Annotated in this window: 11 protein-coding genes and 1 pseudogene; 7 read left to right on the forward strand and 5 right to left on the reverse strand. The window is 71.7% G+C overall.

Annotation, left to right across the window (positions count from 1 at the left end):
* Positions 1 to 34: 34 nt before the first annotated feature.
* Positions 35 to 1,774, reverse strand: a complete 1,740-nt coding sequence (locus tag ACZ466_RS55875; RefSeq protein ID WP_378290442.1) for an acyclic terpene utilization AtuA family protein — start codon at positions 1,772 to 1,774, stop codon at positions 35 to 37.
* 102 nt (positions 1,775 to 1,876) lie between these two features.
* Here ACZ466_RS55875 and ACZ466_RS55880 point away from each other — a divergent pair, with 102 nt between their 5' ends.
* On the forward strand, positions 1,877 to 2,503 hold the full coding sequence (locus tag ACZ466_RS55880) for a TetR/AcrR family transcriptional regulator (RefSeq protein ID WP_378290444.1): 627 nt from the start codon (positions 1,877 to 1,879) through the stop codon (positions 2,501 to 2,503).
* On the opposite strand, the gene ACZ466_RS55885 is transcribed toward ACZ466_RS55880, so the two are convergent.
* Positions 2,500 to 3,423, reverse strand: coding sequence for a LysR family transcriptional regulator (locus ACZ466_RS55885; protein WP_378290446.1), 924 nt, complete (start codon positions 3,421 to 3,423; stop codon positions 2,500 to 2,502). The genes ACZ466_RS55880 and ACZ466_RS55885 overlap by 4 nt on opposite strands.
* 130 nt (positions 3,424 to 3,553) lie before the next feature.
* Between ACZ466_RS55885 and ACZ466_RS55890 the strand changes: the two genes are divergently transcribed.
* From ACZ466_RS55890 to ACZ466_RS55900, 3 genes are all read left to right on the forward strand, one after another.
* Positions 3,554 to 4,393, forward strand: coding sequence for a Rossmann-fold NAD(P)-binding domain-containing protein (locus ACZ466_RS55890; RefSeq protein ID WP_378290448.1), 840 nt, complete (start codon positions 3,554 to 3,556; stop codon positions 4,391 to 4,393).
* Entirely contained in the window at positions 4,390 to 5,007 is a 618-nt protein-coding gene (locus tag ACZ466_RS55895; RefSeq protein ID WP_378290450.1) for an anthrone oxygenase family protein, read from the forward strand. Before ACZ466_RS55890 ends, ACZ466_RS55895 begins: the two co-directional genes overlap by 4 nt.
* A 324-nt stretch (positions 5,008 to 5,331) precedes the next feature.
* Complete coding sequence (locus tag ACZ466_RS55900; RefSeq protein ID WP_378290452.1) at positions 5,332 to 6,840, forward strand: alkaline phosphatase family protein; 1,509 nt, start codon at positions 5,332 to 5,334, stop codon at positions 6,838 to 6,840.
* A gap of 161 nt (positions 6,841 to 7,001) precedes the next feature.
* Here the strand turns inward: ACZ466_RS55900 and ACZ466_RS55905 are convergent, their stop codons facing one another.
* A complete protein-coding gene (locus tag ACZ466_RS55905; RefSeq protein ID WP_378290454.1) occupies positions 7,002 to 7,760 on the reverse strand; it encodes an MFS transporter in 759 nt (252 codons plus the stop codon).
* Positions 7,761 to 7,776: 16 nt separating this feature from the next.
* On the opposite strand from ACZ466_RS55905, the gene ACZ466_RS55910 reads away from it, so the two are divergent.
* Positions 7,777 to 8,358 (forward strand): MarR family winged helix-turn-helix transcriptional regulator, encoded by a 582-nt coding sequence (locus tag ACZ466_RS55910; RefSeq protein WP_378290456.1) that lies wholly within the window; start codon positions 7,777 to 7,779, stop codon positions 8,356 to 8,358.
* On the opposite strand, the gene ACZ466_RS55915 is transcribed toward ACZ466_RS55910, so the two are convergent.
* Positions 8,313 to 9,785, reverse strand: a complete 1,473-nt coding sequence (locus tag ACZ466_RS55915; RefSeq protein WP_378290458.1) for an aldehyde dehydrogenase — start codon at positions 9,783 to 9,785, stop codon at positions 8,313 to 8,315. The genes ACZ466_RS55910 and ACZ466_RS55915 overlap by 46 nt on opposite strands.
* A 107-nt stretch (positions 9,786 to 9,892) precedes the next feature.
* Positions 9,893 to 10,519, reverse strand: a complete 627-nt coding sequence (locus tag ACZ466_RS55920; protein WP_378290460.1) for a TetR/AcrR family transcriptional regulator — start codon at positions 10,517 to 10,519, stop codon at positions 9,893 to 9,895.
* Positions 10,520 to 10,595: 76 nt separating this feature from the next.
* On the opposite strand from ACZ466_RS55920, the gene ACZ466_RS55925 reads away from it, so the two are divergent.
* Together ACZ466_RS55925 and ACZ466_RS55930 are read left to right on the forward strand one after the other, a co-directional pair.
* Entirely contained in the window at positions 10,596 to 11,372 is a 777-nt protein-coding gene (locus ACZ466_RS55925) for an SDR family NAD(P)-dependent oxidoreductase (protein ID WP_378290462.1), read from the forward strand.
* 820 nt (positions 11,373 to 12,192) lie between these two features.
* Positions 12,193 to 12,405 (forward strand): annotated as a pseudogene (locus tag ACZ466_RS55930) (DNA repair helicase XPB); the annotation flags it as partial.
* Between the last annotated feature and the right edge of the window lie 34 nt (positions 12,406 to 12,439).

Below are 12,439 nucleotides of genomic sequence, written 5' to 3' on the forward strand. Positions count from 1 at the left end.
TCGGGTCCCTGCGCGTCCAGGGTGCTCTTGAGGGTCACAGGATCGCCTCCGGGACGTCGACGAGGCGGGACCGCAGCCATTCGCCGAGGGCCTTGCCCTGCGGATCGAAGCGGGTCGACGCCGAGACTCCCTCCTGCAGCAGCCCTTCGACGACGAAGTTGACCGCGCGGAGGTTGGGCAGGGTGTGGCGCGTGACGGGGAGGTCGCGCGTCTCGGGGAGGAGCGCGGCGAGCCGTTCCGCCGTGAGGAAGCCGTCGAGCCAGCGCCACTGCTCGGCGGTACGGGCCCAGACGCCGATGTTGGCGTCACCGCCCTTGTCTCCGCTGCGCGCCCCGGCGACCCGTCCGAGCGGGACCCGCACCAGCGGCCCTGGGACGGGGGCGGATGGACGCCTCGGCGACGGCGTTTCGTCCACCGCCGCCGCGCCGCACCCCTCGACGACCCGGCGGGTGCCGTCGGGCAGCACGGCGACATGCTCGATCTCCCCGTTGGGCACGAACGCCGGCGCGTAGACGCCGCAGGGGCTCCCCTTGCCCGGCGGCGAGGTCATCGTGAAGCCCGGATACCCGGCGAGCGCCAGTTCGACGGCCGCGCCGCTGAACGCCCGGCCCACCTTCTCCGGGTCGGGGTCCAGCACGGCGCAGCGCAGCAGGGCCGTGGCCTCCCCCTGCGTCCCGGGGTCGGAGGCGGGGGCGCCGATCATCGTCCACTCCACCTTCGCCGGACGGTCACCGCCGAGGACCGCCTCCAGCTGGGCGCGGGCGAAGTCCGCCTTGCCGTGGACGTCCAGCCCGGTGAGCACGAAGGTCATCTCGTTGCGGTGGCCGCCCAGGTGGTTGAGGCACACCTTGGTGGTCGCGGGCGGCGGGGAGCCTCTCGTCCCGGTGACGGCGACCCGGTCCGGGCCCTCCTGGCGCAGCTCGATGGTGTCGAACCGGGTCGTCACGTCCGGGCCGGCGTAGGCGGGGCCGCCGATCTCGTACAGGAGCTGGGCCGTGACGGTCTCCACGGTGACGGCGCCGCCGGTGCCCTCGTGCTTGGTGATGACGCTGGAGCCGTCGGAGTGGATCTCGGCGAGCGGGAAGCCCGGCACGGCCGGACCGCCCGGCGCCTTTACGTTGTAGATTTCTTGGAAGAAGGCGTAGTTGCCGCCGGTCGCCTGCGCCCCGCACTCCAGCACATGCCCGGCCACGGTGGCGCCGGCGAGGGCGTCCCAGTCGTCGCGGGCCCATCCGAAGTGCGCGGCGGCCGGGCCGGCCACCAGCGAGGCGTCGGTGACGCGCCCGGTCACCACGATGTCGGCGCCGTCCCGCAGGCACTCGGCGATCCCCCAGGCGCCCAGATAGGCGTTGGCGGTCAGCGGAGCCCCGTACCGCGGGTGGACGAAGCCCAGCTCCTCGGCCCGGGGCAGCAGATCGTCGCCCTCCACATGGGCGACGCGGACCCGGACACCGGCCCGCTCGGCCAGCGCCCGCAGCCGCTCGGCCAGCCCGGCCGGGTTGAGCCCGCCCGCATTGGTGACGATCTTCGTGCCGCGCCCGGCGGCCAGGCCCAGGCACTCCTCCATCTGCCGCAGGAAGGTCGCCGCGTACCCGGCGCCGGGGTCCTTCAGCCTCCCCCTGCCGAGGATCAGCATGGTCAGCTCGGCCAGGTAGTCGCCGGTCAGGACGTCCAGCGGGCCGCCCTCCAGCATCTCCCGCACCGCCTCGAAGCGGTCGCCGTAGAAGCCCGAGGCGTTGCCGATCCGCAGTGGACGACTCTGGGGTCGCGTCATGTGCTGCACCCTGCCAGCCGGGCGATAAAAAATCAATCGTGCTTGATTGCTTTGCCGTTCCACCGTTTGGTTGACTGGACGCGCAGCCGAGCCGAGGAAGCGATGACCACGCAGGCACTCCCCCGCGAACCGCAGCAGGACCGCAGCCGCGCCACCCGCGCGCGGCTGCTCGAGGCCGCCGTCGGCTGCCTGGCCTCCGTGGGCTGGGCCGGCACGACCGTGGCCGTGGTCGCCGAGCGCGCCGGGGTGTCCCGCGGGGCCGCCCAGCACCACTTCCGCACCCGCGAGGAGCTGGTCACCGCGGCCGTCGAGTACGGCTCGGACGTGCGCACCGCGCGCATGCGCGAGCACCTGGACGGCCTGGCCGGGCGGCGGCCGTCCACCCTGGAGGTGCTCACCTCCCTGGCCGAGATGTACACCAGCCCGCTGTTCCGGGCCGCCCTGCAGCTGTGGGTCGCCGCGGCCTCCGACGAGCAGCTGCGCGCGCGGGTCGTCCCGCTGGAGGCCAAGGTCGGCCGGGAGGCGCACCGGCTGACGGTGGAGGCGCTGGGCGCCGACGAGAGCGTGCCCGGCGTGCGGGAGAGCGTGCAGGCCACCCTCGATCTCGTGCGCGGCCTGGGCCTGGCCGACCTGCTGACCGACGACTCGGCCCGCCGCTCGCGGCTCCTGCGGCAGTGGGCCGCCACCCTCGAACCGGTCCTGCACCGCTCGCCGCCGCCGTCCGGCTAGCCGTTCGGCCGCGCCTGTTCGATCAGCGGGTCGCCGTGGGTGTCGACGAAGTCGCGGGCGGCCTGGCAGAAGGCCCGGACCCGGTTGGTCTCGCCGGCGGTCCGCCACACCAGCCGCCACTGGAAGGGCAGCCCATCGCTGATCGGGACGTAGGCGATATCCGGGCGGACGTCGTACAGGCTGGCGTGGGTGGGGACGGGGAAGATGCCCCGTCCCGCGCCGACCAGGGCGAACATCTCCTGGATGGTGCCGAACTCCACGCCCCGCTCGATGGGTCGCCCGCCGGGCGCATGGGTCGGAACGGAGAGGGCTTCGAGTTCGTCGGGGACCCCGCGGGGGCGTAGCACCTTGTCGCGGGCAAGGTCGTCCAGGCAGACCGACTCGCGGCGCGCGAAAGGATGCCTGGCCGAGACGGCGAGGACCGGGGGCTCCTGGAACAGGACCGGGCTCTCGCTGAGGTCGGGGGCCATTCCCGGAGCGGCCAGAAGCAGGATGTCGACGGCGTCGCCGTACAGCAGGCCCAGGCCGTCGGCGTAGCGGCTCTCCTGGATGTGGACCTGGCAGGCGGGGTGCCTGGCGTGGAAGACCTCCGCGACCTGGAGGACGAACTGGGCGACGACGGTGCCGAGGAATCCGACGCGCAGCGCCCCGTCGATGCCGCGGCCTGCGGCGACGGCTCGCTCGACCCCGTCGAGGATCTGCTGGTAGGCGGGGCGCAGGTCGTCATAGAGCCGCCGGCCGATCGGGGTCAGGGCCACCCGGCGGCTGGTGCGGTCGAACAGGGCCGCCCCCACCGCCCGCTCGATCTTCTTGATCGTCTTGCTGACCATGGCCACCGAGATGTGCAACCGCTCGGCGCTGCGACCGAAGTGCAGTTCCTCGCCGACCGTCAGGAAGATCTCGATCTCGCGCTGTTCCACAGCGCCTCCGTCCGTCAACCCCGGGGTTAACGATCCTTGCACGGCTGATCGTTGTTCGCGATCCCCCGCCACCCGAGAGTGGGGGTGTGACCGAAAACGGTACGACCAGGGCAAACGAAGGAGAGAACAGATGGGCGCGAACGAACTGACCCTCGTTCTGGGCGGGACCGGAAAGACCGGCCGCCGCGTCGTGCGACTGCTGACCGGCCGCGACCTCCCGGTCCGGATCGGCTCCCGCTCCGGCGGCGTGCCCTTCGCCTGGGAGGACCCCGCGACCTGGGAGCCCGCCCTCGAAGGCGTGCGCGCGGTGTACGTCTCCTACTACCCGGACGTGGCCGCCCCCGGGGCCCCCGAGGCGATCGGCGCCTTCGCCGAACTCGCGGTGCGCTCCGGCGCCCGGCGGCTGGTGCTGCTCTCGGGACGCGGCGAGGAGGAGGCCGTGGCGTCCGAGAAGGCCCTGGCCGCTTCGGGCGCCGACTGGACCGTCCTGCGCGCCGCCTGGTTCGCCCAGAACTTCAGCGAGGGCTACCTGCTCGACCCCGTCCTGGGAGGCCAGGTCACCCTGCCCGCGGGGAACGTCGGCGAGCCGTTCGTGGACATCGACGACATCGCCGAGGTCGCCGCGGCCGTCCTCACTCAGGACGGGCACACCGGCCGCGTCTACGAGATGACCGGACCGCGGCTGCTCACCTTCACCGAAGCCGTCGCCGCCATCGGCGCCGCCGCCGGTCGCGACCTCTCCTTCGTCCGGATTCCCGCCGACGACTTCGCCGCCGCGCTGTCGGCCGAAGGCGTGCCCGACGACGTCACCGGCCTGCTGACCTACCTGTTCACCACGATCCTGGACGGCCGCAACTCCAGCGTCGGCGACGGCGTCCGGCAGGTGCTGGGCCGTCCTGCCCGGGACTTCTCCGACTACGCCAGGGACACCGCCGCCACCGGCGTCTGGAACCGGAAGGACGCGAGATGAGACTCCTGCAGACCGGCACGCTCCTGACCGCCGTCATCTTCGCCGGGCTCATGGCCGGGCTGTTCGTGGGCTTCGTCTGCGGGGTCATGCCCGGCCTGGCCAGAGCGTCCGACCGCACCCTCGTCGACGCGATGCAGGGCATCAACAAGGGCATCCTCAATCCCGTGTTCATGCTCATGTTCGTCGGCTCGATCCCCGTCATCGGGCTGGCCGCCCTGCTCGCCTTCCGAGGGCATGGACGCGAGGCGGCGCCCTGGCTCGTCGCCGCACTGGTGCTCTACGTGGTCGCGTTCATCGTCACCATGGCCGCCAACGTCCCTCTCAACGACCAGCTCGACAGGGCAGGTGACCCCGAGCGCATCCACGACATCGCAGCGGTCCGCGACCAGTACGAAAGCAAGTGGGTCGCTTGGAACATCGTCCGTGCCCTGCTGCACACCGCCTCGTTCGCCTGCCTGGCCTGGGCCCTGGTCCTGTACGGGGCGCACCGGCTCGCCGAGGACCCGGGCACCGCCTCGTCCGCCAAGCCCTCGGCGTACACCGCGACGGACACCGGCCACCTGAACGCCGTCCCCCACCACATCGACCGGCCGCGCCCTCCGGCCCACACCTGACCCTCACCGGCGACCGCGCCGCCTGGAGTTCCCTCCGCCAGGCGGCGCGATGCTCGTTCTCGAGCACGTTCATGACGGACTCCGCCCGGGTCTCGCCCGCCGCACCCCCGTCGTCTCCGCCGTGGCGTGGACAGGCGGACACGCCCGAACGCGCAGCGGCCGTGAGGGGCGTCTCGAGGTCACCTCGAAACGATCAACCCGAGGTCAACGGGAGTTCTTCCCGAGAGGATCTTGTGTTCGCACCTGGCGCCTAACGTCGACGCCCGCTGTGTCGGATTCGATGTGCGGCCTGGGGGCGGGTCGCCTCACAGGGAGGAGCGCGGGATGGGCGAAGAGACTCGGTCTGCCCAGGACCCGGTTTTCACTCGGCGCCGGATGCTGGGGGCGGGCCTTGCCGCAGGAGGTGCGGCGTTGTGGCAGATGGCGCCCAACGTTCACAAGGCTCTGGCGGCACCTCCGCCGAGCAGGCGCCCGTCACTGAACGACATCGAGCATGTCGTGCTCCTCATGCAGGAGAACCGGAGCTTCGACCACTACTTCGGGACCATGTCGGGTGTGGCGGGTTTCTCGGATCCGGATGCGATCCGGTTGTCGACGGGGCGTAACGTTTTCCACCAGCCGACGGACAAGAACCCGTACGGTTACGTGCTTCCCTTCCACCTCGACAGTCGCACGACGGCGGCGCAAGGGATGCCGACGGCCGGCGACTACGCGTGGAACCCGTCGCACATGGCGTGGAACGGCGGCAGGATGGACCAATGGCTGCCTGCCAGTTATCGCTATATCCAGGGCGACCAGAGCCGCATTCCGCTGCTGATGGGATACTTCGACGAGCAGGACCTCCCGTTTCACCGGGCGCTGGCCGATGCGTTCACCATCTGCGACAACTACTTCTGCTCGGTCCTCGGGTCCACCACCCCGAACCGGGTCATGTGGGAAACCGGAACCATCGATCCCAACGGAACGGCCGGTGGCCCCATTCTCATCAACAATATGAACGTCAACAGGTGGAGGACCTACGCGGAGGACCTCACCGATGCCGGCGTGAGCTGGAAATTCTACTGGGAACAAGGAGGAATGCGGAGCCAGGCCTACCCGTATTTCCAGGCGTACCGAGACGCACCGGCGAACTCGCCCCTCTATGAGAACACCCGGACGCCTTCCGCTCCCGGCCAGTTCGAGTACGACGCGCTCAATGATCGGCTTCCGGCCGTGAGCTGGCTGTTCCCTCCGGCAGGGCAGAACGAGCATCCCAATCAATCCATGCCCGCCGCCGGGGCGCAGTACATCGCCTCGAAGATCGACGCCATCGCCGCGAACCCGGATGTGTGGGCCAAGACCGTGTTCATCCTGGTTTGGGACGAGAACGGCGGCATGTTCGACCACGTCCCGCCGCCGACCCCACCGGCCGGCACTCCCGACGAGTTCGTGACCAAGACCTCCCCGGGGGGCGTCAACGGCGGCGGCCTTCCCATCGGTGCGGGCTTCCGTGTCGGTTGCATCGTCGTCTCGCCGTGGACGGCGGGTGGCTGGGTGTGCAGCGAGCCGTTCGAGCACACCTCGAACCTGCGGCTACTGGAGCGGGTGACGGGCGTGGAGTGCTCCAACATCAGTGCCTGGCGGAGGGAGACCTTCGGCGATCTCACCTCGGCCTTCCGCTTCCGCGGCAAACCGGCTGAACCGCCCACGATGCCCAGCACGGCAGGGAACCTCGCGTTGGCCCACTACGAGGTGGCGAACCTGCCCGCACCGGTCGCCCCCAGCGGGCGGCAGGTCCCCCCGGTCCAAGCCCCCGGACGGCGGCCCGTCGTCCCACCCGGCCACGGCAGGTGACGGCCGGGCCAAGCCGGACCACCCTCACCCCTGCCGGTCGGCGGGACGGGTGAGGCGGACGTCCTCGGACCCCCGGCCCGGACAGGTGAGCCGGGCCGGGGCGGGACACGCGGGCGGGCCCCGCGGTGGGTCGTCCGCGGGGCCCTCCCTCCGGGCGGTGATCAGTCGTTGAGCTGTTCGAGGGTGCGGCCCTTGGTCTCGACGGCGAACAGGGCGGTGACGGCGCCGGCGGCGGCGACGCAGCCCAGGACGGTGAACACGGTGACGAGGCCGCCGCCGGCCCCGATGTCGGCGCCGACCACGACCGGGCCGATAATCACGCCGAGCCGGTGCCAGACCCCGCCGAAGGAGGCGCCCAGCGCGCGGCTGCGGGTCGGGTAGAGCTCGGGCGTGTAGAGGTAGAGGCTGACGTTGGTGGCGTACACGAACAGGGTCGCGACCGAGGCCCAGACCGCCACCTGGCCGCCCGACACGGCGCCCGACAGGGCCAGGGGGATCAGGGCCGCGGCGGCGCCGCCCATGCCGACGGCCAGCGCGGGGCGGCGGCCGACGCGGTCGATGACCAGCGCGACAATGAGGCAGCCGAGCAGGCCGGTGATGTTGCTGAGCGGCGTGAACCGCAGCGCGGCCCCCAGGTCGAGGCCGAAGTCCTTGGTGTAGAGGGACGGCAGCCAGGCCGTGATGCGGTGGTTGACGTAGTAGGCGAAGAACCAAGCAGCGAGATCACCACGGTGCGGCGCAGGTAGCGTCCGGCGAACAGGTCGCGCACGGTGCTGCGGCCGGTGCGGACGGCATCGGGCGCGAACAAGGGGGCCGCGCGGACCGGTGTATCTTTGCGTTGAGGCTTCGCACCCTCGCGTCGAGATCTTTCCGCCGCCCCCGGGCGGCCACCGGAGGGAGGCCGGGCCGGGCGGCAGCACCGCCCGCCGATCGTCGATGACACGCAGAACCCCGGGCCGCCCCGACGCGGTCGACCTGATCCTCGAGCAGTGGCGGCGCGAACTGCCCGCCGTCGACGCCTCCCCCATGGAGGTCTTCGGCCGCCTGCACCGCAGCTTCCTGCGCTACCAGAGCCTCCTGTCGGAGCTGTTCGACCGCTACGACCTCAACATGGCCTCCTTCGACATGCTCGCCACCCTGCGCCGCTCGGGCCCTCCGTACCGCCGCACCGCCGGCGAGCTCGCCGAGATCTCCCTGCTCACCACCGGGGGCATCTCCCTGCGCCTCGACCGGCTCGAGAAGGCGGGCCTGGTCGTGCGGGAACGCGACGCCGAGGACCGGCGGGTCGTGTACGCGCGGCTCACCGACAAGGGCCTGGAGGTCGCCGGCAGCGTCGCCCGCGCCCACTTCGCCAACGAGGCCCGCATGCTCGACGGCCTCACCGACGCCGAGCGCCGCCAGCTCGGCCGCCTGCTCAGCAAGCTGGAACGCTCGCTGGAGAAGGCCGAGCGGACGCCGTCACTGCCCCGCGGTCAGCTCCCCGCCCAGGGCAACGGCTCCTCGTCCATCCCCCAGTAGACGCTCTTGTTCCTGGTGTAGCCGAGAATCCCGGCGCGGCCCTTCTCCGTGCCGATGCCGCTCTCCTTCCAGCCGCCGAACGGCGTGGAGACGCTGAACTGCTTGTAGGTGTTCACCCACACCGTCCCGGCCTCGACGCGCCGCGCCACCCGCCAGGCCGCCCGGTAGTCGCGGGTCCAGACGCCGCACGCCAGCCCGTACACGGTGTCGTTGGCCTGCCGGACCAGGTCCTCCTCGTCGGTGAACGGCAGCGCCACCAGCACCGGGCCGAAGATCTCCTCCTGGCACGTCGCCGCGTCGTTCGGCAGCCCGTCCAGCACGGTCGGCAGGTAGTAGGCGCCCGCGGCATACCCCTCCCCCTCCGGGGCCCGGCCGCCGCACAGCACCCGGGCGCCCTCGGCGCGGGCCCGGTCGACCATCGCCGCCACCCGGTCCCGGTGCGCGTGCGTGACCAGCGGCGCCACCTGTGTGGCCGGGTCGTCCCCCGGCCCGACCCGCAGCTTCTCCGTCGCCCGCACGATCCGGTCGAGCACCTCGTCGTACCGGTCGGCGTGGACGAACAGCCGCGAGCCCGCCACGCAGCTCTGCCCCGAGGACGAGAAGACCCCGAAGAGCACCCCGGCCACCGCCTGGTCCACGTCGGCGTCGGGCAGCACGATCGTCGGCGACTTGCCGCCCAGTTCCAGCGACACCGGCATGATCTTCTCCGCGGCCGCCGCGCCGATCTTCCGTCCCGTCGCGGTCCCGCCGGTGAAGCTGACCTTCCCGACCCCCGGATGCCGCACGATCGCGTCCCCGACGATGCCGCCTGGCCCCGGCAGCACCGACAGCAGCCCCGCCGGCAGCCCGGACTCGGAGATCAGCCGGCCCAGCGCCAGCGACACCAGCGGCGTCCACTCGGCGGGCTTGAGGATCACCGCGTTCCCGGCCGCGAGAGCCGGCGCGACCTTCTGGGCGTCGCTGGCGATCGGCGAGTTCCACGGGGTGATCGCGCCGACCACCCCGATCGGCTCGTGCAGGCTCACCGTGAGGTACGGGCCTCGCGGCGGCGTCCAGGCGTCCTCCAGGGTCTCCAGCGCCCCGGCGAAGTAGCGGAACGTCCCCGCCGCGCTGGCCACCAGCGCCCTGGTCTCGTTGATGGACTTGCCAGTGTCGGCGGTCTGCAGCCGGGCCAGATCCTCGGCCCGCTCCGCGATCAGGTCGGCGATCCGCACCAGGACGCGGGCCCGCTCGTGCGGGAGCAGGTCCCGCCAGCCCGGCTCGGCGGCGGCCCGCCGCCCCGCCTCGACCGCCTCGTCCACGTCCCCGGCCGAGGCCTGGCGCAGCCCGGCGATCACCGCGCCGGTCGCGGGATCGCGGGTCTCGGCATAGGCCCCGCCCCCCTGCCGCCACTGGCCGCCGACAAGGATCTCGTCCGTCACACGCATAGAGCAGCCCCTCCAGAGGTCCGGATGTGCCGACTATATCTTTGCACTAAACCTTCTGCGACAGTCGGCGGGGCGCACTGCCGACCTCGGAGTTCTGGTCTGACTCATCAGCCCTCGGCCGGTGCGAGCGAGGCGATCATCCGCGGGTCGAGCCCGACGGCCGGGTCGATCTCACGGGCGGCCCGAAGAGCGGCCGAGAGGGTGGCGGCGGCCAGATGGGCGAGGTCGTCCCGGGTGAGGTCGCGGTGCTCGAGGTGATCGATGAGGATCTCGTCGAGGTAGCCGACCCAGCCGCCCATGGTCGTGCGCAGAGCGGGACGCACGGGCTCGGCGACACCCAGGGCGTTCAGCAGGCGGACGGCGCCCTGCCAGCGCAGATCCTCGATGATCGCGTGGACCTGCGGGTCGGACCCGTTCCCGCCGCGCATCAGGGCGAGGAACCCCTTGGCGTTGGCCTCCATGTGGGCGATGTGCCGGGAAAGCGCGTCGTGGAGCAGCTCCGCGGGCGTGTCGCCCACCGGCGCCGACTCATGGACGGCCTTCAGCCGGTCGGCGGCGGCGAGGATCGTCGCGAGATAGAGCCCCCGCTTGTTGGTGAAGTGATGGGCGATGAGGCCGTAGGCGACGTCGGCGCGCCGGGCGATCTCGGCGGTCGTCACCTCGTCGTAGGCGCGCTCGGCGAACAGCGCCGAGGCCGCCTCGATCAGCAGGGCGCGGCGGTCGGTGGATGTCACGGGACTCCGGGGTTGACGGTCTGGATGCGCTGAACCTATCGTCCCGACTGATTGATTATCAGTCAAGGAGGAGCGGATGGGCGGTATGACGTTGCGGGACGCCCCGGTGCTGGTGACCGGGGCCTCCAGCGGGATCGGCCGGGCGCTGGCCTTCGCGCTGGCCGGGCGGGGCGCCCGGCTGGCGATCGCCGCCCGCCGCACGGCCAACCTCACCGAGATCGCCGATCAGATAGCGGCGGAACACGAACGTCCAGTGATCATCGAGGCCGACCTGTCACGCGCCGGCGCCGCGGCGACGCTGGCCGAGCAGGCTCTCGCCGAACTGGGATCGGTGCGGGTCCTGATCAACAACGCCGGGGTGGCGGTGGTGGGCGCCCAGGGCACCCTGGGGGACGACGCCCAGGTCCGCGCATTGTTCGAGACCAACTTCTGGTCCCCGCTCGCGCTGACCCGCGCACTGCTCCCGGGTCTCCAGGCCGTCGCCAACGTCACCTCCAGCCTCCAGGCCGTGCCCATCCCCTCGCTCGCCTACTACGGCGCGTCCAAGGCCGCCCTGGCCCACGCGACACGCACCCTCCGCCACGAGCTGGCCGACGTCTCGGTCCTGGAAGTGGTGCCCGGCGCCACCGACACCGACGCCCGCGACATCGACCTGCTGCCCTGGCGCTCGACCCCGATGCGCACCCCGCCGCCCGTCTCCCCGGAATCCGCCGCCGACGCCATCGTCACCGCCCTGGAACGCGGCCGCACACGCCGCGTCCACCCACGCACCTCACTGCTACCGCTGGAACTCCCAGCAATCGGCCGCCTGATCGCCCGCACCGTAACCCGCCGCCTGACCCTCACCCAATAAAGGCCCAGCACGCCCCACCCCACAAAGAACAACTTGGCACCCAAACCCAGGCTGCCCGTCCACCCCCAACACTTCCGCCCGAACGGGAACACGCCCACACCGATCGGTTGCGTACAGCCAACTCCAGAAAGGGCCGCGGACGCCCTCAGACCAAGCCGTCCGCGGGTGTAAGGCCGCCGAGTGCACCTGGCCGTGGTAAGCCAAGGTGCAAGCGCGGCGCCTTGCTGGACTGCTGAACTCTTGGGCGGGCGCAGCCTGGGCCGCCCGTTCTACCCGCCCACAAGCCCATGGCCCAGGCAGCAAGACCATGGTGGGCGCGTATCGGTCCAAATCAAGCTGTAAACGTCGACACCACGCACCGAAGAAGCACCGCGCCTCTCAACACCACAAATACAGCTAGCCACCGCAGTCGCGCGATAGCCGCAGCGATCACGTCTGACCACCCGCCTCATAGAGGCCGACACGATAGAAGCGGCACAAGCCTCGGGCACGCACAGCTCCCACCGCCAAGACTCCCGCGCCCAAGCCCCCGGCCTGTACTCGCTGGTGGAGGCCCGCGCCACCCTCGACCAGGCCGACACCTGGCCTCGCCCGCCAGCGCTACGCCTTCCACATCGTGGACACCGACGCGGCGTGGCGATGCAGGCGTCAGGCGAGTACAGCTGGCGCCAGGAGCAGCCCATCGCCGTGCGTCGGGTTCTCACGGGTCGCGTCAGGAGTCGGCCCTACGGCGGCGGCCCGCTGTCAGCGCTTCCTCGCCCACAGCTACGCCGCCCAACGCACCGCGGACACTAACTCGGGTGACAGTCGAGGGCATCGGGGTGTGTACGGGTCGCGTCAGGAGGAGGCGCAGCGTCTGGGACGGCTGCTGCGGCCCAAGTCCTCCGGGCAGGGCGCCCGGTTCTACGCGGTGGTGGCGCGTGACACGCTCGATCAGGACTACGCCGCCCACCGGCAGCGTTTCCTGGCCGAGCAGGGCTACGCCTACCGGATCGTGGACGCCGACGCCGTCCTGGCCGGCGAGGAGATCTAAACGAGCGCACCCGCCCGGAAAAGAGGGGGCGGGA

Source organism: Actinomadura rugatobispora, assembly GCF_055379765.1.